The following is a 23,622-nucleotide window of genomic DNA, read 5'->3' on the forward strand; positions in this document are numbered from 1 at the left end:
CAGAGAATAACTTTAATTACCGAGATAAATCAGCCCCCTGCACTGCCAGCCAAAGGTACTATCTCACCGACAACGTCAGCAGGTGCCTCGCTGACCCCCTCATCCAGCACTGCATCAAATTCCGAGCCTGGAACAGGTTCACCACCAGCAGAAACTGTAGAGGGCAATAGCTCCCCAGACTTAAGTCGCATCTCAGGAGAGTTCACTGCATCCACACCGCTACTATACGGTTTAACAGCGCTGAAAATTGCCGGGTCAACTTGGGTAAAATCCTCTACCGCATTTTGTACCGCAGATTTCAGCCCTTGAGAGGCCTGAGACCCTGCTATCGATTGAAGCTCATCACCAGTACTGGTAACGGTAGGGACTTGGCCAATAAAGTCCGGCTCATAGTAACTTACTGAATAAATATCCAGAGTGTCAGATACATCCAATCGTAAAGGATTAACTGACTCACCGATAATCGTCCACAGCTTCGTATCTGTGCCTAACTTCACAGTAGAGGCCGTAATATGGGTATCACCATATGTCTCGGCGGTTAGTGCTCCAAAGTTTGAGCTGGCCAATTCCACATTACCCCGGCCTGCATTTATCTCATCAATAACCAGGTCTCCCTGGGATAAAACACTGATATTAATATCTGCACCAGATGTCGCTATAGCAAGGGTATTCACTTCAACTTCAATATTTACATCACCAGCAACAGTCAACTCAGCTCTGCTAGCCTTAAGGCTGCCACCAATAGTATCCGATGAGCTGCTAGTAATATTAATATCGCCTTCACCATCATATCCAAGGCGCATACCACTGGCAGCGAATATGAGTCCAGCCCCATCCAAATTAAAGTTACTGGAATTATCTCCTCCATTTACGAAATCAAAACCTAAATCTGTCTCCAGTGTGAGCGAACCATCGGTATTATCCAGATATTCAAAACCGTCAAATATAAAATTACCAACAAGGTTACCGTTTGAATTTATCTGCCAAGTGGCCCCAGAGAGATTGTATTGGAAGGAGTCATTCCCACTTCCACCGGATAACTGTGTATTTTGAGCACTGTCCGCATCTACTTGCACATAGTCATCACCAGCACCCAACGACACAGTACTGATAGTGGTTCCAGCCAATAGCACTGAATCATTGCCTGCCCCTGTATCAATTTCGGTGAGCGTTCCGCCTGACAGTTTGAACTGGTCACCCCCTCCACCAGCAAAAATAGATTCTACACCGCTGAAGATCAGGGTTTCGCCCGCGCTACTGACACTCTGTTGAGAGTCGCTAATATTCCATTCAGCATCTATATCTGCACCATAGATGACATCACTTCCGCTACCGGCAGTTAGACTTTCCAAGCCCTCAAAAGTCACTCCTCCAATGGTCATCGTATCCAGAGCACTGAACAGGTATTCACCGCTTACATCTTGTCCTACATATGTTCCCGCATCTTGAACTAGTTCGAGATTCTCAAAAACTACAGTTAAACTATTTACCAGAGCTTCAGCCCCACCATTTACCAGTGAGTTATTTGAACTTGTTGATGTCCAAACTGCCCCATCTGAGCTAACGGAATCGTTCCCGCCAGCACCATCTATTGTTTCGAGCCCGGTAAAATCAATTCCGGCCACACTGATATCGCCAGTAGAGCCCAACACGAAATCATCATTATCCTCGGTACCTAGCAATAAACTACCCGCACCGGTGGTGTTTACCGTCTCCAAGCCACTGAAGTTAATCCCCGCAGTTTTAAGAGCCTGGGCTCCTTGCAATTCAAAAAGCGCTGAGTCGTTAGTATTTGTCAGGACAGGAGTATTAGCGCTGAAGATGCCGCTAAATATAAGCGAGCCTGCAACAAGCTGATTTTCAGTCTCGGTTAGTGCTAATCCATCACTATAGGTACTGGCATCCAAGCTGTCCTCACCGCCATTGCCATCCACCGCTGACATACCAGTGATGGTCATACCATACACTTCAACATCTCCATCAGACACTAAAGTAAATGCATCTGCATTACCTGTGCCCAACAAATCTGCATTATTTACAGTAAGGGTTTCTACACCAGAAAAACTTATGCTGCTATTAGTGGCCTCGAAATTACTCCCCGCAAGAACCCAGTCTGCACCACTAGCCCCAACAACATTATCACTGCCTCCCTGCGCATCTACACTACCAACGCCGCTAAAGGCAATACCGTAACTTGTAACTGCATTGCTACCATCAACCACAAAATTGTCAGCATTACTGGTGCCGAACAATGTTCCTGTGAGAGCGGTAAAAATGCCATCAAAAATCAAACTCCCGGCCGATACTTGGTTATCAGCTCCAGTAAGAGCAAGACCATCAGCAAAAGAAACTGCATCCAGGCTGTTATTTCCTCCCTGGCCATCCACTGCAGACATTCCAGAGACAACCATTGAATAGGCTTCAACATCGCCATCAGACTGAAGAATAAATGCATCTGCACCGCTACTACCCAACAAGCTGGCATTGACCGCGGTGAGGGACTCTACATTGGAGAAGGTAATACTGCTGTTGCTGGCTTGTTTGCTGGTGCCGGTTAAGATCCAGTTGGCACCATCGGCACCGATCACACTGTCACTGCCATCCAGGGCATTGATCGTGCTCAAGCCGCTGAAGGCAATACCGTAGCTGCTGGCGGCATTGCTGCCATCAACCACAAAGCTATCGGCATTATCGGTACCGGTCAGTGCTGCAGTCACCGCACTGACAATGCCGTCGAAGGTCAGGGAGCCCGCGGCCACCTGATTGTTGGTGCCGGTCAGGGTCAGGCCATCGCTATAGGCGCTGGCATTCAGGCTGTCATCGCCGCCATTGCCGTCCACTGCAGACATACCACTCACGGTCAGGTCGTAAACCGCAACATCCCCACCGGATTGCAGCACAAATGCATCTGTGCCACTGGTGCCCAGCAGATTGGCATTGACCGCGGTGAGGGACTCTACATTGGAGAAGGTAATACTGCTGTTGCTGGCTTGTTTGCTGGTGCCGGTTAAGATCCAGTTGGCACCATCGGCACCGGTCACACTGTCACTGCCATCCAGGGCATTGATCGTGCTCAAGCCGCTGAAGGCGATACCGTAGCTGCTGGCGGCATTGCTGCCATCCACCACAAAGCTATCGGCATTATCGGTACCGGTCAGTGCTGCAGTCACCGCACTGACAATGCCGTCGAAGGTCAGGGAGCCCGCGGCCACCTGATTGTTGGTGCCGGTCAGGGTCAGGCCATCGCTATAGGCGCTGGCATTCAGGCTGTCATCGCCACCCTGGCCATCAACAGCGGACATACCACTCACGGTCAGGTCGTAAACCGCAACATCCCCACCGGATTGCAGCACAAATGCATCTGTGCCACTGGTACCCAGCAGATTGGCATTGACTGCAGTGAGGGACTCTACATTGGAGAAGGTAATACTGCTGTTGCTGGCTTGTTTGCTGGTGCCGGTTAAGATCCAGTTGGCACCATCGGCACCGATCACACTGTCACTGCCATCCAGGGCATTGATCGTGCTCAAGCCGCTGAAGGCGATACCGTAGCTGCTGGCGGCATTGCTGCCATCCACCACAAAGCTATCGGCATTATCGGTACCGGTCAGTGCTGCAGTCACCGCACTGACAATGCCGTCGAAGGTCAAGGAGCCCGCGGCCACCTGATTGTTGGTGCCGGTCAGGGTCAGGCCATCGCTATAGGCGCTGGCATTCAGGCTGTCATCGCCGCCATTGCCGTCCACTGCAGACATACCACTCACGGTCAGGTCGTAAACCGCAACATCCCCATTCGATTGCAGGGTGAAGGCATCTACACTCGCTGTGCCCAGCAGGTTGGCATTGACCGCGGTGAGGGACTCTACATTGGAGAAGGTAATACTGCTGTTGCTGGCTTGTTTGCTGGTGCCAGTTAAGGTCCAGTTGGCACCATCGGCACCGATCACACTGTCACTGCCATCCAGGGCATTGATCGTGCTCAAGCCGCTGAAGGCGATACCGTAGCTGCTGGCGGCATTGCTGCCATCAACCACAAAGCTATCGGCATTATCGGTACCGGTCAGTGCTGCAGTCACCGCACTGACAATGCCGTCGAAGGTCAGGGAGCCCGCGGCCACCTGATTGTTGGTGCCGGTCAGGGTCAGGCCATCGCTATAGGCGCTGGCATTCAGGCTGTCATCGCCGCCATTGCCGTCCACTGCAGACATACCACTCACGGTCAGGTCGTAAACCGCAACATCCCCATTCGATTGCAGGGTGAAGGCATCTACACTCGCTGTGCCCAGCAGGTTGGCATTGACCGCGGTGAGGGACTCTACATTGGAGAAGGTAATACTGCTGTTGCTGGCTTGTTTGCTGGTGCCGGTTAAGATCCAGTTGGCACCATCGGCACCGATCACACTGTCACTGCCATCCAGGGCATTGATCGTGCTCAAGCCGCTGAAGGCGATACCGTAGCTGCTGGCGGCATTGCTGCCATCCACCACAAAGCTATCGGCATTATCGGTACCGGTCAGTGCTGCAGTCACCGCACTGACAATGCCGTCGAAGGTCAAGGAGCCCGCGGCCACCTGATTGTTGGTGCCGGTCAGGGTCAGGCCATCGCTATAGGCGCTGGCATTCAGGCTGTCATCGCCGCCATTGCCGTCCACTGCAGACATACCACTCACGGTCAGGTCGTAAACCGCAACATCCCCACCGGATTGCAGCACAAATGCATCTGTGCCACTGGTACCCAGCAGATTGGCATTGACCGCGGTGAGGGACTCTACATTGGAGAAGGTAATACTGCTGTTGCTGGCTTGTTTGCTGGTGCCGGTTAAGATCCAGTTGGCACCATCGGCACCGATCACACTGTCACTGCCATCCAGGGCATTGATCGTGCTCAAGCCGCTGAAGGCGATACCGTAGCTGCTGGCGGCATTGCTGCCATCAACCACAAAGCTATCGGCATTGTCGGTACCGGTCAGTGCTGCAGTCACCGCACTGACAATGCCGTCGAAGGTCAGGGAGCCCGCGGCCACCTGATTGTTGGTGCCGGTCAGGGTCAGGCCATCGCTATAGGCGCTGGCATTCAGGCTGTCATCGCCGCCATTGCCGTCCACTGCAGACATACCACTCACGGTCAGGTCGTAAACCGCAACATCCCCACCGGATTGCAGCACAAATGCATCTGTGCCACTGGTACCCAGCAGATTGGCATTGACTGCAGTGAGGGACTCTACATTGGAGAAGGTAATACTGCTGTTACTGGCTTGTTTGCTGGTGCCGGTTAAGATCCAGTTGGCACCATCGGCACCGATCACACTGTCACTGCCATCCAGGGCATTGATCGTGCTCAAGCCGCTGAAGGCAATACCGTAGCTGCTGGCGGCATTGCTGCCATCAACCACAAAGCTATCGGCATTGTCGGTACCGGTCAGTGCTGCAGTCACCGCACTGACAATGCCGTCGAAGGTCAGGGAGCCCGCGGCCACCTGATTGTTGGTGCCGGTCAGGGTCAGGCCATCGCTATAGGCGCTGGCATTCAGGCTGTCATCGCCGCCATTGCCGTCCACTGCAGACATACCACTCACGGTCAGGTCGTAAACCGCAACATCCCCATTCGATTGCAGGGTGAAGGCATCTACACTCGCTGTGCCCAGCAGGTTGGCATTGACCGCGATGAGGGACTCTACATTGGAGAAGGTAATACTGCTGTTGCTGGCTTGTTTGCTGGTGCCGGTTAAGGTCCAGTTGGCACCATCGGCACCGATCACACTGTCACTGCCATCCAGGGCATTGATCGTGCTCAAGCCGCTGAAGGCAATACCGTAGCTGCTGGCGGCATTGCTGCCATCAACCACAAAGCTATCGGCATTGTCGGTACCGGTCAGTGCTGCAGTCACCGCACTGACAATGCCGTCGAAGGTCAGGGAGCCCGCGGCCACCTGATTGTTGGTGCCGGTCAGGGTCAGGCCATCGCTATAGGCGCTGGCATTCAGGCTGTCATCGCCACCCTGGCCATCAACAGCGGACATACCACTCACGGTCAGGTCGTAAACCGCAACATCCCCATTCGATTGCAGGGTGAAGGCATCTACACTCGTTGTGCCCAGCAGGTTGGCATTGACCGCGGTGAGGGACTCTACATTGGAGAAGATAATACTGCTGTTGCTGGCTTGTTTGCTGGTGCCGGTTAAGGTCCAGTTGGCACCATCGGCGCCGATCACACTGTCACTGCCATCCAGGGCATTGATCGTGCTCAAGCCGCTGAAGGCGATACCGTAGCTGCTGGCGGCATTGCTGCCATCAACCACAAAGCTATCGGCATTGTCGGTACCGGTCAGTGCTGCAGTCACCGCACTGACAATGCCGTCGAAGGTCAGGGAGCCCGCGGCCACCTGATTGTTGGTGCCGGTCAGGGTCAGGCCATCGCTATAGGCGCTGGCATTCAGGCTGTCATCGCCACCCTGGCCATCAACAACGGACATACCACTCACGGTCAGGTCGTAAACCGCAACATCCCCACCGGATTGCAGCACAAATGCATCTGTGCCACTGGTGCCCAGCAGGTTGGCATTGACTGCAGTGAGGGACTCTACATTGGAGAAGGTAATACTGCTGTTGCTGGCTTGTTTACTGGTGCCGGTTAAGATCCAGTTGGCACCATCGGCGCCGGTTACGCTGTCACTACCACCCTTTGCATCCACACTACTGATACTGCTGAAAGCAATTTTATTAGCCGTCAGCGCATTCAGGCCTGTGACTACAAAAGTGTCACTATTACCTGAGCCTTCCAGGCTACCCCCGCTGATACTGTCGATACCGCTAAAGTCGATCAAACTTGTGAGGGCTTCATTATCGACTCCGGTCAGAGTCACAACTCCCAATACCACAACACTATCGGTACCTGAACCTGCATTGACAGTGCTCAGCCCACTAAAGCTGATGTCCGCAACATCCAGGGCATTGTTGCCGGTAATCTCAAAGGCATCGACACCACTGCTGCCGGTCAACGTCGCGGTCACCGCACTGACGATACCGTCAAAGGTCAGGGTGCCTGATTCAGCAGTGACTTGATTCACTGCGCCTGTCAACGCCAGGCCATCGCTATAGGCGCTGGCATTCAGGCTGTCATCGCCACCCTGGCCATCAACAACGGACATACCACTCACGGTCAGGTCGTAAACCGCAACATCCCCACCGGATTGCAGCACAAATGCATCTGTGCCATTGGTGCCCAGCAGATTGGCATTGACTGCAGTGAGGGACTCTACATTGGAGAAGGTAATACTGCTGTTGCTGGCTTGTTTGCTGGTGCCGGTTAAGATCCAGTTGGCACCATCGGCACCGATCACACTGTCACTGCCATCCAGGGCATTGATCGTACTCAAGCCGCTGAAGGCGATACCGTAGCTGCTGGCGGCATTGCTGCCATCAACCACAAAGCTATCGGCATTGTCGGTACCGGTCAGCGCTGCAGTCACCGCACTGACAATGCCGTCGAAGGTCAGGGAGCCCGCGGCCACCTGATTGTTGGTGCCGGTCAGGGTCAGGCCATCGCTATAGGCGCTGGCATTCAGGCTGTCATCGCCACCCTGGCCATCAACAGCGGACATACCACTCACGATCAGGTCGTAAACCGCAACATCCCCATTCGATTGCAGGGTGAAGGCATCTACACTCGCTGTGCCCAGCAGGTTGGCATTGACCGCGGTGAGGGACTCTACATTGGAGAAGGTAATACTGCTGTTGCTGGCTTGTTTGCTGGTGCCGGTTAAGGTCCAGTTGGCACCATCGGCACCGATCACACTGTCACTGCCATCCAGGGCATTGATCGTGCTCAAGCCGCTGAAGGCAATACCGTAGCTGCTGGCGGCATTGCTGCCATCCACCACAAAGCTATCGGCATTGTCGGTACCGGTCAGTGCTGCAGTCACCGCACTGACAATGCCGTCGAAGGTCAGGGAGCCCGCGGCCACCTGATTGTTGGTGCCGGTCAGGGTCAGGCCATCGCTATAGGCACTGGCATTCAGGCTGTCATCGCCACCCTGGCCATCAACAGCGGACATACCACTCACGGTCAGGTCGTAAACCGCAACATCCCCATTCGATTGCAGGGTGAAGGCATCTACACTCGCTGTGCCCAGCAGGTTGGCATTGACCGCGGTGAGGGACTCTACATTGGAGAAGGTAATACTGCTGTTGCTGGCTTGTTTGCTGGTGCCGGTTAAGATCCAGTTGGCACCATCGGCACCGATCACACTGTCACTGCCATCCAGGGCATTGATCGTGCTCAAGCCGCTGAAGGCGATACCGTAGCTGCTGGCGGCATTGCTGCCATCAACCACAAAGCTATCGGCATTGTCGGTACCGGTCAGTGCTGCAGTCACCGCACTGACAATGCCGTCGAAGGTCAGGGAGCCCGCGGCCACCTGATTGTTGGTGCCGGTCAGGGTCAGGCCATCGCTATAGGCGCTGGCATTCAGGCTGTCATCGCCACCCTGGCCATCAACAACGGACATACCACTCACGGTCAGGTCGTAAACCGCAACATCCCCACCGGATTGCAGCACAAATGCATCTGTGCCATTGGTGCCCAGCAGATTGGCATTGACTGCAGTGAGGGACTCTACATTGGAGAAGGTAATACTGCTGTTGCTGGCTTGTTTGCTGGTGCCGGTTAAGGTCCAGTTGGCACCATCGGCACCGATCACACTGTCACTGCCATCCAGGGCATTGATCGTGCTCAAGCCGCTGAAGGCGATACCGTAGCTGCTGGCGGCATTGCTGCCATCAACCACAAAGCTATCGGCATTATCGGTACCGGTCAGTGCTGCAGTCACCGCACTGACAATGCCGTCGAAGGTCAGGGAGCCCGCGGCCACCTGATTGTTGGTGCCGGTCAGGGTCAGGCCATCGCTATAGGCGCTGGCATTCAGGCTGTCATCGCCACCCTGGCCATCAACAGCGGACATACCACTCACGGTCAGGTCGTAAACCGCAACATCCCCACCGGATTGCAGCACAAATGCATCTGTGCCATTGGTGCCCAGCAGATTGGCATTGACTGCAGTGAGGGACTCTACATTGGAGAAGGTAATACTGCTGTTGCTGGCTTGTTTGCTGGTGCCGGTTAAGGTCCAGTTGGCACCATCAGCACCGATCACACTGTCACTGCCATCCAGGGCATTGATCGTGCTCAAGCCGCTGAAGGCGATACCGTAGCTGCTGGCGGCATTGCTGCCATCAACCACAAAGCTATCGGCATTGTCGGTACCGGTCAGTGCTGCAGTCACCGCACTGACAATGCCGTCGAAGGTCAGGGAGCCCGCGGCCACCTGATTGTTGGTGCCGGTCAGGGTCAGGCCATCGCTATAGGCGCTGGCATTCAGGCTGTCATCGCCACCCTGGCCATCAACAACGGACATACCACTCACGGTCAGGTCGTAAACCGCAACATCCCCATTCGATTGCAGGGTGAAGGCATCTACACTCGCTGTGCCCAGCAGGTTGGCATTGACCGCGGTGAGGGACTCTACATTGGAGAAGGTAATACTGCTGTTGCTGGCTTGTTTGCTGGTGCCGGTTAAGATCCAGTTGGCACCATCGGCGCCAGTTACGCTGTCGGCACCATCCTTCGCATCAATATCCCCACTAAAGCCAGTGAAGCTGATGCTGTTCGCGGTGACATTGGTATTGCTAACCACGACGAAGGTATCTGCATTCGCAGAACCCTCCAGGCTACCGCCAGTAACACTGTCGATACCGCTAAAATCAATCAAACTTGTGGAGGCTTCGTTATCGACTCCGGTCAGAGTCACAACTCCCAATGCCGCAACACTATCGGTACCTGAACCTGCATTGACAGTGCTCAGCCCACTAAAGCTGATGTCCGCAACATCCAGGGCATTGTTGCCGGTAATCTCAAAGGCATCGACACCACTGCTGCCGGTCAACGTCGCGGTCACCGCGCTGGCGATACCGTCAAAAGTCAGGGTGCCTGATTCAGCAGTGACTTGATTCACTGCGCCTGTCAACGCCAGGCCATCGCTGTAAGCACTGGCATTCAGGCTGTCATCGCCGCCATTGCCGTCCACAGCAGACATACCACTCACGGTCAGGTCGTAAACCGCAACATCCCCATTCGATTGCAGGGTGAAGGCATCTACACTCGCTGTGCCCAGCAGATTGGCATTGACTGCAGTGAGGGACTCTACATTGGAGAAGGTAATACTGCTGTTGCTGGCTTGTTTACTGGTGCCGGTTAAGATCCAGTTGGCACCATCGGCGCCGGTTACGCTGTCACTACCACCCTTTGCATCCACACTACTGATACTGCTGAAAGCAATTTTATTAGCCGTCAGCGCATTCAGGCCTGTGACTACAAAAGTGTCACTATTACCTGAGCCTTCCAGGCTACCCCCGCTGATACTGTCGATACCGCTAAAGTCGATCAAACTTGTGGAGGCTTCGTTATCGACTCCGGTCAGAGTCACAACTCCCAATGCCACAACACTATCGGTACCTGAACCTGCATTGACAGTGCTCAGCCCACTAAAGCTGATGTCCGCAACATCCAGGGCATTGTTGCCGGTAATCTCAAAGGCATCGACACCACTGCTGCCGGTCAACGTCGCGGTCACCGCACTGACGATACCGTCAAAGGTCAGAGTGCCTGATTCAGCAGTGACTTGGTTCACTGCGCCTGTCAACGCCAGGCCATCGCTATAGGCGCTGGCATTCAGGCTGTCATCGCCACCCTGGCCATCAACAACGGACATACCACTCACGGTCAGGTCGTAAACCGCAACATCCCCACCGGATTGCAGCACAAATGCATCTGTGCCACTGGTGCCCAGCAGATTGGCATTGACTGCAGTGAGGGACTCTACATTGGAGAAGGTAATACTGCTGTTACTGGCTTGTTTGCTGGTGCCGGTTAAGATCCAGTTGGCACCATCGGCACCGATCACACTGTCACTGCCATCCAGGGCATTGATCGTGCTCAAGCCGCTGAAGGCAATACCGTAGCTGCTGGCGGCATTGCTGCCATCAACCACAAAGCTATCGGCATTGTCGGTACCGGTCAGTGCTGCAGTCACCGCACTGACAATGCCGTCGAAGGTCAGGGAGCCCGCGGCCACCTGATTGTTGGTGCCGGTCAGGGTCAGGCCATCGCTATAGGCGCTGGCATTCAGGCTGTCATCGCCGCCATTGCCGTCCACTGCAGACATACCACTCACGGTCAGGTCGTAAACCGCAACATCCCCATTCGATTGCAGGGTGAAGGCATCTACACTCGCTGTGCCCAGCAGGTTGGCATTGACCGCGGTGAGGGACTCTACATTGGAGAAGGTAATACTGCTGTTGCTGGCTTGTTTGCTGGTGCCGGTTAAGATCCAGTTGGCACCATCGGCACCGATCACACTGTCACTGCCATCCAGGGCATTGATCGTGCTCAAGCCGCTGAAGGCGATACCGTAGCTGCTGGCGGCATTGCTGCCATCAACCACAAAGCTATCGGCATTATCGGTACCGGTCAGTGCTGCAGTCACCGCACTGACAATGCCGTCGAAGGTCAGGGAGCCCGCGGCCACCTGATTGTTGGTGCCGGTCAGGGTCAGGCCATCGCTATAGGCGCTGGCATTCAGGCTGTCATCGCCGCCATTGCCGTCCACTGCAGACATACCACTCACGGTCAGGTCGTAAACCGCAACATCCCCATTCGATTGCAGGGTGAAGGCATCTACACTCGCTGTGCCCAGCAGGTTGGCATTGACCGCGGTGAGGGACTCTACATTGGAGAAGGTAATACTGCTGTTGCTGGCTTGTTTGCTACTGCCGGTTAAGATCCAGTTGGCACCATCGGCGCCAGTTACGCTGTCGGCACCATCCTTCGCATCAATATCCCCACTAAAACCAGTGAAGCTGATGCTGTTCGCGGTGACATTGGTATTGCTAACCACGACGAAGGTATCTGTATTCGCAGAACCCTCCAGGCTACCGCCAGTAACACTGTCGATACCGCTAAAATCGATCAAACTTGTGGAGGCTTCGTTATCGACTCCGGTCAGAGTCACAACTCCCAATGCCGCAACACTATCGGTACCTGAACCTGCATTGACAGTGCTCAGCCCACTAAAGCTGATGTCCGCAACATCCAGGGCATTGTTGCCGGTAATCTCAAAGGCATCGACACCATTGCTGCCGGTCAACGTCGCGGTCACCGCACTGGCGATACCGTCAAAAGTCAGGGTGCCTGATTCAGCAGTGACTTGATTCACTGCGCCTGTCAACGCCAGGCCATCGCTGTAAGCACTGGCATTCAGGCTGTCATCGCCACCCTGGCCATCAACAGCGGACATACCACTCACGGTCAGGTCGTAAACCGCAACATCCCCATTCGATTGCAGGGTGAAGGCATCTACACTCGCTGTGCCCAGCAGATTGGCATTGACTGCAGTGAGGGACTCTACATTGGAGAAGGTAATACTGCTGTTGCTGGCTTGTTTACTGGTGCCGGTTAAGATCCAGTTGGCACCATCGGCGCCGGTTACGCTGTCACTACCACCCTTTGCATCCACACTACTGATACTGCTGAAAGCAATTTTATTAGCCGTCAGCGCATTCAGGCCTGTGACTACAAAAGTGTCACTATTACCTGAGCCTTCCAGGCTACCCCCGCTGATACTGTCGATACCGCTAAAGTCGATCAAACTTGTGGAGGCTTCGTTATCGACTCCGGTCAGAGTCACAACTCCCAATGCCACAACACTATCGGTACCTGAACCTGCATTGACAGTGCTCAGCCCACTAAAGCTGATGTCCGCAACATCCAGGGCATTGTTGCCGGTAATCTCAAAGGCATCGACACCACTGCTGCCGGTCAACGTCGCGGTCACCGCACTGACGATACCGTCAAAGGTCAGAGTGCCTGATTCAGCAGTGACTTGGTTCACTGCGCCTGTCAACGCCAGGCCATCGCTATAGGCGCTGGCATTCAGGCTATCATCGCCACCCTGGCCACCAACAACGGACATACCACTCACGGTCAGGTCGTAAACCGCAACATCCCCACCGGATTGCAGCACAAATGCATCTGTGCCACTGGTGCCCAGCAGATTGGCATTGACTGCAGTGAGGGACTCTACATTGGAGAAGGTAATACTGCTGTTACTGGCTTGTTTGCTGGTGCCGGTTAAGATCCAGTTGGCACCATCGGCACCGATCACACTGTCACTGCCATCCAGGGCATTGATCGTGCTCAAGCCGCTGAAGGCAATACCGTAGCTGCTGGCGGCATTGCTGCCATCAACCACAAAGCTATCGGCATTGTCGGTACCGGTCAGTGCTGCAGTCACCGCACTGACAATGCCGTCGAAGGTCAGGGAGCCCGCGGCCACCTGATTGTTGGTGCCGGTCAGGGTCAGGCCATCGCTATAGGCGCTGGCATTCAGGCTGTCATCGCCGCCATTGCCGTCCACTGCAGACATACCACTCACGGTCAGGTCGTAAACCGCAACATCCCCATTCGATTGCAGGGTGAAGGCATCTACACTCGCTGTGCCCAGCAGGTTGGCATTGACCGCGGTGAGGGACTCTACATTGGAGAAGGTAATACTGCTGTTGCTGGCTTGTTTGCTGGTGCCGGTTAAGATCCAGTTGGCACCATCGGCACCGATCACACTGTCACTGCCATCCAGGGCATTGATCGTGCTCAAGCCGCTGAAGGCGATACCGTAGCTGCTGGCGGCATTGCTGCCATCAACCACAAAGCTATCGGCATTATCGGTACCGGTCAGTGCTGCAGTCACCGCACTGACAATGCCGTCGAAGGTCAGGGAGCCCGCGGCCACCTGATTGTTGGTGCCGGTCAGGGTCAGGCCATCGCTATAGGCGCTGGCATTCAGGCTGTCATCGCCGCCATTGCCGTCCACTGCAGACATACCACTCACGGTCAGGTCGTAAACCGCAACATCCCCATTCGATTGCAGGGTGAAGGCATCTACACTCGCTGTGCCCAGCAGGTTGGCATTGACCGCGGTGAGGGACTCTACATTGGAGAAGGTAATACTGCTGTTGCTGGCTTGTTTGCTACTGCCGGTTAAGATCCAGTTGGCACCATCGGCGCCAGTTACGCTGTCGGCACCATCCTTCGCATCAATATCCCCACTAAAACCAGTGAAGCTGATGCTGTTCGCGGTGACATTGGTATTGCTAACCACGACGAAGGTATCTGTATTCGCAGAACCCTCCAGGCTACCGCCAGTAACACTGTCGATACCGCTAAAATCGATCAAACTTGTGGAGGCTTCGTTATCGACTCCGGTCAGAGTCACAACTCCCAATGCCGCAACACTATCGGTACCTGAACCTGCATTGACAGTGCTCAGCCCACTAAAGCTGATGTCCGCAACATCCAGGGCATTGTTGCCGGTAATCTCAAAGGCATCGACACCATTGCTGCCGGTCAACGTCGCGGTCACCGCACTGGCGATACCGTCAAAAGTCAGGGTGCCTGATTCAGCAGTGACTTGATTCACTGCGCCTGTCAACGCCAGGCCATCGCTGTAAGCACTGGCATCCAGGCTATCGCTATCGCCATTGCCGTTCACGGAGGACATGCCGGAAACCGTCAGCTCATAAGCTTTTACATTCCCATCGGCCTGTAAAATAAATGCATCTGCATTCGTTGTACCCACAAGACCTGCATTCGTCGCTGTGAGATTCTCGACATTGCTAAAGGTGATCCCGCTATTTTTTGCTTGATAGTCGGTACCAGTGAGTTCCCAGTTAACACCGTCTGCGCCAGTTACACTGTCGGCACCATCCTTCGCATCAATATCACCACTAAAACCAGTGAAGCTGATGCTGTTCGCGGTGACATTGGTATTGCTAACCACGACGAAGGTATCTGTATTCGCAGAACCCTCCAGGCTACCGCCACTAACACTGTCGATACCGCTAAAATCGATCAAACTTGTGGAGGCTTCGCTATCGACTCCGGTCAGAGTCACAACTCCCAATGCCGCAACACTATCGGTACCTGAACCTGCATTGACAGTGCTCAGCCCACTAAAGCTGATGTCCGCAACATCCAGGGCATTGTTGCCGGTAATCTCAAAGGCATCGACACCACTGCTGCCGGTCAACGTCGCGGTCACCGCGCTGGCGATACCATCAAAAGTCAGGGTGCCTGATTCAGCAGTGACTTGGTTCACAGCGCCTGTCAACGCCAGGCCATCGCTGTAAGCACTGGCATCCAGGCTATCGCTATCGCCATTGCCGTTCACGGAGGACATGCCGGAAACCGTCAGCTCATAAGCTTTTACATTCCCATCGGCCTGTAAAATAAATGCATCTGCATTCGTTGTACCCACAAGACCTGCATTCGTCGCTGTGAGATTCTCGACATTGCTAAAGGTGATCCCGCTATTTTTTGCTTGATAGTCGGTACCAGTGAGTTCCCAGTTAACACCGTCTGCGCCAGTTACGCTGTCGGTGCCATCCTTCGCATCAATATCACCACTAAAACCAGTGAAGCTGATGCTGTTCGCGGTGACATTGGTATTGCTAACCACGACGAAGGTATCTGTATTCGCAGAACCCTCCAGGCTACCGCCAGTAACACTGTCGATACCGCTAAAATCGATCAAACTTGTGGAGGCTTCGTTATCGACTCCGGTCAGAGTCACAACTCCCAATGCCGCAACACTATCGGTACCTGAACCTGCATTGACAGTGCTCAGCCCACTAAAGCTGATGTCCGCAACATCCAGGGCATTGTTGCCGGTAATCTCAAAGGCATCGACACCACTGCTGCCGGTCAACGTCGCGGTCACCGCGCTGGCGATACCATCAAAAGTCAGGGTGCCTGATTCAGCAGTGACTTGGTTCACAGCGCCTGTCAACGCCAGGCCATCGCTGTAAGCACTGGCATCCAGGCTATCGCTATCGCCATTGCCGTTCACGGAGGACATGCCGGAAACCGTCAGCTCATAAGCTTTTACATTCCCATCGGCCTGTAAAATAAATGCATCTGCATTCGTTGTACCCACAAGAGCTGCATTCGTCGCTGTGAGATTCTCGACATTACTAAAGGTGATCCCGCTATTTTTTGCTTGATAGTTGGTACCAGTGAGTTCCCAGTTAACACCGTCTGCGCCAGTTACGCTGTCGGTGCCATCCTTCGCATCAATATCACCACTAAAACCAGTGAAGCTGATGCTGTTCGCGGTGACATTGGTATTGCTAACCACGACGAAGGTATCTGTATTCGCAGAACCCTCCAGGCTACCGCCAGTAACACTGTCGATACCGCTAAAATCGATCAAACTTGTGGAGGCTTCGTTATCGACTCCGGTCAGAGTCACAACTCCCAATACCACAACACTATCGGTACCTGAACCTGCATTGACAGTGCTCAGCCCACTAAAGCTGATGTCCGCAACATCCAGGGCATTGTTGCCGGTAATCTCAAAGGCATCGACACCACTGCTGCCGGTCAACGTCGCGGTCACCGCGCTGGCGATACCATCAAAAGTCAGGGTGCCTGATTCAGCAGTGACTTGGCTCACAGCGCCTGTCAACGCCAGGCCATCGCTGTAAGCACTGGCATCCAGGCTATCGCTATCGCCATTGCCGTTCACGGAGGACATGCCGGAAACCGTCAGCTCATAAGCTTTTACATTCCCATCGGCCTGTAAAATAAATGCATCTGCATTCGTTGTACCCACAAGAGCTGCATTCGTCGCTGTGAGATTCTCGACATTACTAAAGGTGATCCCGCTATTTTTTGCTTGATAGTTGGTACCAGTGAGTTCCCAGTTAACACCGTCTGCGCCAGTTACGCTGTCGGTGCCATCCCCCAAATCAACCTTCTCCACCCCAGAAAAAGAGATAGCATCGATAGAAAAAGATTTAGTCCCATTGACTATTAAGGAATCGGCGCTATCTGATAGCGTAAACAAGTCGTCACCACTGTTAGCTACAACGGTCCCGGAGTTTGTGACTGTGATATCACCAAGTTCATTAATCGTATTGTCATCTGTACCACCAACCGAGAGAGAGAAGTCGGAAACAATAATTGAACCTTCATTGGTAAACGACCCTCCAGCATTAACTGTCAAGCCACCATTTACTGCTGAAACTGTAACTCCATTATCAATTTTTACACCGCTATACGAGGTCAGCGTCAAAGTATGAGCCGTAGTCCATGCAATGGAGTCAGCAACAAGAATTCCATCTGAAAAATCACCGCCAGATGGGGTTACAGGTCCACCGGGACCTGAACCATTATTAGCATCAGTAACACTGATCTCTATATTATTATTCGCCAGTGCACTTACTACAGCTGAAACCGAAACACAATTGTTTGTGACACAAGGATCGTCAGCAATTTCCATCCAGCCTGGATCCAGTAGCCAGTTACCCGTTTCTCCATCACCATGGCTCAATGTGGATACAAACATATCCTCTTCATCAAGATGAAGGTATTGCTTACCAGAAGTTTCTACTAAACCACCATCACCGCCAGCAGCCCCTGACTCCGCCAGGATAGTCCCGCCAAACTCCGTAGTAATATCGGACCATACGATGACCTTGCCACCCTTAGCATTTCCAATACCACTCGCATTAATATTTGCCTCACTTGTGACCGTCGTAAATTCGGCATTGCGAATTTCGGGATTTACTCCTTGATAATCTCCCCCTATAAGTACCTCACCGCCGGAATCTGTACCACGAGCATCAATATCGCCTGCAAGGAAAACCTCGTCACCTAACACCGCAACATAACCACCATTTCCGGAATTACCCGTAACACTTATTTGTCCGGTGTGCTCAGCAGTATCACCCTCTAATACAATTTCACCACCAGCTATGCCTGAGGCATCTAAAGTTCCACTGTTGGCAACACCACTACCAGAACCAAATAAGCGAATTTTTCCCCCGCTGGTATCAATGCCTTTTGCCTTTATCGTACCTTCATTATTTACTGCAGCTGTAAATAGATCACCAGAGACGCTAGCCTCCATTAATACTTGCGCGCCCTCAATAGCTCCTTCATTTAGTACGGCACTATCTACACCCAGATCATTCTCCATGACCTCTTTAGTAATTTTGAGACCAATAAGCCCATCCGCATCGAATGTGAGTAATGCTTCATCAGCCGCAGCCAAACTAACCAGCTCTGCACTAATCAACCCTGAAGATGCATTGGTAACCTGTTTTCCTACCAATAGCGCACTGGATGCATTAATTACCCCACGGTTTACGACAATGCCCGATGAACCATCTTCACCCTGGAAAATAAAATCCCCATTCATGAAGTCTTCTGGATTCATATCAAGCCCAGAAGCGGTGATGGCACCTACATTCACTGTTGCAGTTTCAGTAAAAAGCACTCCTCGCGGATTAACAAGAATTACATGTCCATTCGCCTCAATTGATCCGTGAATCGTAGTTGGATCCTGCCCTAAAATACGGTTAAGTACGATGGATGAGGAATCAGGTTGTAAAAACTTGACCAGTTCTTCCGGGCTTAGGTTAAATGATTCCCAATCTATCGATAGCAAATCAGTGACCTGATCGATTGTTGTGGTTGAACCATCCACATCAATCGTACCTTCACCTCCGGTCACTACACCGCCCTCAGGACCCGCATAAGCCATGGGGCTCAAAATCCCCGCAAGCACACCAGCATAAGCAAGGCTTGATAATTTTATTGCAGTTACTAATCTTCTTACTTCAAGCGTTTTCTTTTTAGCTTTCATACCAGAACCCTGCGAAGAGGAACTTTGTTTTCGTTAGTAATTCAGAAATTTAATAATTAGTTATAAAAAATTGAAAAATCAGCATAAACCGTTGGCTCATCTTCACCAACAGCAATATTTGTTATCGAGGTACTCGACATAATTGGCCAAGCCATAGAAACTTTGCTTGAGAACCGATCATCCCAACTGAACTTGAAGAGTACACCCGCCCCAGAGAACCTGGCCCAATCATCATCAAGTGTTTCTTCGTAGTTATTAACAAAGCCATAACCAACATCTGCTATAAGGGCAACCTGTACAATGTCGTTTAAGCGCTGTCCGAAAAGAACCGGATTGATCGCTTCAGGAAAATTCACGTACCACTCTGCAGATAAGACCGCTCCTTTATCAGCGGAAAAATCCCTCACTGCAAATGCTCGTACACCATTAGCCCCACCCAATGACATCTGTTCAAACCCGGGTAAGTTGCTTTCGCTATATTGTGCTCGTCCTTTCAGGATAAGTCTTGATTGCTCATCTATAAAAGGCATAGGAAGAAAAAGCAAAGAGCTGGTATTGATCGCCACTTTATTAAAATCATCCCCTCTGCCAGCTTCAACATCATTCTGATGCTCACCATATTGAAGATTCACATTCATTATATTCAACATGGAAAAAAGGCCATTAGAGAGACTATCCAAATAAACACCAACCTCACCGCCATAAACATGATCGTTTGTAAAAGCAATCGCCCCCTCAAGCTCAGATTCCTTCTCTGTTATTCCGAAAGAGCCTGTCAAATTGAAATCCCGAGAGCGACGGAATTTATGATCTAGAGAAACGGCATAACTTTTATTGACACCGGATATATTGAGTGCATTGATAACATTTTCCTTATTTTCTTCATCGTAGAGATTAAACTCATTATGATCTGCCGAAATCTCTAGTCTGGTACGAGGAGAAAATACAGGGAAACTATATCTAATTTGACCCAAATCAGAACCAAGCTTTTCATCCGTTTCAAGAGCAGATTTTAAATAGCTTACCGTTAACGCATCTCCTATACCCAGTGGATTCAGCCAATCAACCGTGGCATAGGCTCTTTCATTACCTGTATAAAGAGAACCATGATTATCCAACCTTAAAGAAGCCTTATAAGAGCTTGTTTCACGCGCTTTCAAATTAAGTTTGGTTTCTCCAGGATTATCACCAGCGCTAAAATACCCAGTAACATTTAGGCCCGGTAGATCATTGAGAAGGTATAACCCCTCCTCAATACTTTCATGGTTCACCAATTCCCCTCTTTGGCCTTCGAAAGGCTCTGCAAGTTGATCCAGGGCGTAACGCTCATTATCTTCAGCAACAACCTGTCCCAGCAGCCCCTCCTGAACAGTGAGAGTAACTACACCATTTTCAACGTCTTGCGCAGGTATTTGTACTTGAGCAAGGAACAAGCCTTGACGGCGATAAAAGTTAGTAAGTTCTGCAGCTATATCTTCCAGGTCCCCATAACTTAGTCCACGTTCCTTATTTTGCTTCTCTATAACACTGACCAGCTTTTTTAATTCTGCAGGGCCAAGGCCTCCCGGATTAAATTGGGCATTCATGTTTCCCAGTAAGATAGCCAGCTCTTCCAAATTTTCTACGGTATATCCACTGGCAAGAATCTTATCTTCCTTCATATATTTAATGCGCAAATCCTCAGCCATCTTCTCGATGGTGGTGCGCTCAATACCAAATTCTGGATACTCTTCTAACCTGTGAAACCGAAACTCTTTGACAGTAATACGTGGCCCTTGATTACGCTGGGAAATTTCGGGGATTTCAGTATTAAGGTTTGGGTCCTCCGCCTCAAAAGTCCGCTGGAGATAGTCTTTTGTTACATCTACTTCGCTAACAGTTGGTGTATTTTGATCGAATGCCTGCCTTACACGACTTCGAAAGCTGGAGTCCTCCTCCTGAGCTTTAGCAGGCATTTGCAGTAGCATAAAACTGGCACTAATAAAGAGTGCCAGTTTGCTTTGTTTGAGCCAGAACATAACTCCCCCAAATAAAATTCTTATTTATTTGCCCCCCTGAACTTCTAATTGGGAAAGGCCGAATTACAATTATTTAGTTAACATCCCTAACGATGCGAAACCCTGTAAATTCATCTGCCTGACCATTATGGAGCCGCTTTGTTGTAGCCAGGCAGCGACTCATGGGGTCCAAGCGATTACCCCCTAAGGCCAGCAACTCACCATCGGTGCCACGTGCCCACTCCTGCACATTGCCGACTGAATTCACCAAGCCAAACCTATTAGAAGAGCCGGATTGCGCTGGGACAAATTCAGCTCCCTTCTCGATACCACCATATTTAAGGTGGCAATTTCGATCAGCCAGCTCTTCCTGACCATTCGCACTGGCTGCGGCAAACCATTCCTGCTCGGTGGGTAGACGGTAACTATAACCAGTTTCGTCGCTTAACCAACTTAGGTATGCCTCTGCACCAGTTAATAACACGTTATTAGCTGGCATATTGTCGGCACCGAATTCCAGCGAATTACACTGCTTAGTGATACTGCAGAATTGCTTCAAATCAAGATTACTTATTTCATATTTACCAACAGCAAGAGGCCTGCCACTTACACCTTTGATAACGACCATCGCCGGGCCTTTGCTACCATCTGCAAGACGATCACGACAACTGTAGCGATCTCCTCTACCGCCACTTCCTGGTACCAGGTGCCCACAGAAGTCCAGCTTGAGCTCTTTCAGAGGCTGATAGCTGGGGAGAAGCGCCCTAAACTCATCCACCAGAGCCTCTGTTTGGGTCGGGTCTTTTGCACCCAGATTGGAAGCACAGGTACTGAGTTCTTCACCGATAACCGGACGAATCTGCTGGGCCTTGATATTGTCCACTTTCGCGAGCTGGGAAAGTTGCGCCCCAATAGCCCCCACATTCATATCAAAGCTGCAAGTCAGAACCGCTTCCATCTCATTGAGAATCGCATCTACCTGTTTCTGCTTGATTGTAGCCAGACGACGACGCTCGGCCCGCTCTTCTTGTAAGCGCAGGCGCTCCGCTTCTCGCTCAGCCTCCAAACGCTCAGCTTCAAGACGTGCCTGTAAATTCTCCCTATCAGTCGCCAACTGGGATTTAATCGCCACTGCCCGGCTGGATACCCCATACCAGTTAGCAGCACTTCGAAGCATTAGGTCGGCTTGGTCCAGGTTACCCAAGTTAAGCTGACCAGTTGCGGCAGCTAAGAACAGCTCAGATATCTCACGCCGTGAGGCATCCAGAAAGTCATCATCACCAGGGTTCAGCTCTGAGTATTCCTTCAGCTCCAGACGGAGGTCGTTCTCCCAGGCGGGAGTTAAGATACTCAAGTTAATCAGCCGGCTAATCGCTTCTTTCTTATCACTGATTCGGCGCTCTAACAGCTCCTGCTGCAATTTTCGTTCAAGCTCTATTTTTACCCTCTCTTGTTCGGCGGTATTCTGCTGCTCCAAGTGGTTATAACCAAATCCAGCGCCAATAAGCATCATGGCAAAGGCACTACCCAGAACCCATTTCCAGGTATTACTAATAAAGAATGCCTGCACAAACTTTTCGACGGTATCGGTACGATTTTCCCGCTTCAGCTCCAAGGCAGACTCAAGGGCACGCCATTCTCTGCGGTTCAGCCCCTTGATGCGCTTTGGACGTAACTTCTGCTCAAAAGCCTTATCCGCAGGAGTTTTGTCATAGGGATGGCGACCACAAAACAATTCATAGGCCACACAGCCCAGTGCATAAACATCATCAGAGGGGGCTGGCTCTCCCCCTTTCAACATCTCATAGCTCGCATAAGCGGGCGTCAGTGCCCCAAGACTGCCAGCATCAAATACAGTGGTCTCACCAGTTTTATTCGCAATTCCTCCTTCCGATACTGCTCGCGCAATACCAAAGTCAAAAACCTTTGCGCCTTTCTTACTGGTGACGAAAATATTGCCCGGTTTAAAGTCGGAGTGGACGATTTTATGTGAATGCGCATAGATCAGTGCCTGACAAATATCCGTAAATACGGATCGCGCTTTTTCTGGTTCAAGCCCCACATCTGCATGATCTCGCAGAAGCTTATCTAAGGGTGCCCCTTCCAGGAATTCCATCGTCATAAAGACGCGGTCACCATCACGGTCAAAATCATAAACCGTTACGATGTTAGGATGGGCTAGAGTTTGAGACTTACGCGCCTCACGTTGCAGGGAAATAAAGGCATCAGGGTGCTTCTGAAAATCATCGTTTAACAGCTTAATAGCGACATAGGGTTCGCTGTCGTTAGCTTCTAATTTTCGGCGGTCGAGAGCTTTATAAACTGCCCCCATACCGCCAACACCCAAGAGTTTGTCAAGCTCAAAACGCCCTTTAATCACGGTCTTTGTAACAGCACCTGAGGGTAAGGGTTCGAAAGAGTCAGGAGTATCGATGGGATTAGCCGGTATTCCACCTTCTAACTTAGTGCCGACTTCTTGCTGAACAGAAGCTTTGTGCGGGGCCGGACTGAAGACGGTAGCATCAGTCCCAAAATCTGCAGCAGCATTGGGAATTATCGCTTGGGCTCCACGAACTGGCGGATGGTCATTTGAACCGGTAGCATCCTGGCGCACAACGACAGTGACATCACCATCTTCCGTTAACCCACCTGCAGCTTGCTCCGGGCCGGGCGGAGAGCCACTCGGCCGAACAATACGTGTCTTATCGTTCAATTCCGCCTCCTTGGGAAAGTATTACCAAATATCCAAATGCATAACAAAAATGTTACGGGCTTATCAATTAAGGTAATTTAAAGTGGCAAAGTATATCGAACAGGTTAAGGAGCAACAATCAAGGTATATTCAAAATAATTTGCCTACAGGCGTC

At 51.8% G+C, this 23,622-nt stretch carries 3 protein-coding genes; all 3 read right to left on the bottom strand.

The window, feature by feature from the left end; translation table 11 throughout:
• Positions 1-29: 29 nt before the first annotated feature.
• Positions 30-18,758: a filamentous hemagglutinin N-terminal domain-containing protein gene (locus tag ACJJIP_RS19260; RefSeq protein WP_444945813.1), complete on the bottom strand. Its 18,729-nt coding sequence runs from the start codon at positions 18,756-18,758 to the stop codon at positions 30-32.
• 56 nt (positions 18,759-18,814) lie between these two features.
• Positions 18,815-20,776 carry a ShlB/FhaC/HecB family hemolysin secretion/activation protein gene (locus ACJJIP_RS19265; protein ID WP_444945814.1) on the bottom strand — a complete coding sequence of 654 codons (1,962 nt, stop codon included), beginning with the start codon at positions 20,774-20,776 and terminating at the stop codon, positions 18,815-18,817.
• A gap of 73 nt (positions 20,777-20,849) precedes the next feature.
• Positions 20,850-23,468 (bottom strand): bifunctional serine/threonine-protein kinase/formylglycine-generating enzyme family protein, encoded by a 2,619-nt coding sequence (locus ACJJIP_RS19270; RefSeq protein WP_444945815.1) that lies wholly within the window; start codon positions 23,466-23,468, stop codon positions 20,850-20,852.
• Between the last annotated feature and the right edge of the window lie 154 nt (positions 23,469-23,622).

Source organism: Microbulbifer variabilis, assembly GCF_052467165.1.

Excerpts from the sequence above, each read along its gene's own strand:
- ACJJIP_RS19260 (WP_444945813.1), bottom strand. The coding sequence starts at position 18,758 with ATGAAAGCTAAAAAGAAAACGCTTGAAGTAAGAAGATTAGTAACTGCA.
- ACJJIP_RS19265 (WP_444945814.1), bottom strand. The coding sequence starts at position 20,776 with ATGTTCTGGCTCAAACAAAGCAAACTGGCACTCTTTATTAGTGCCAGT.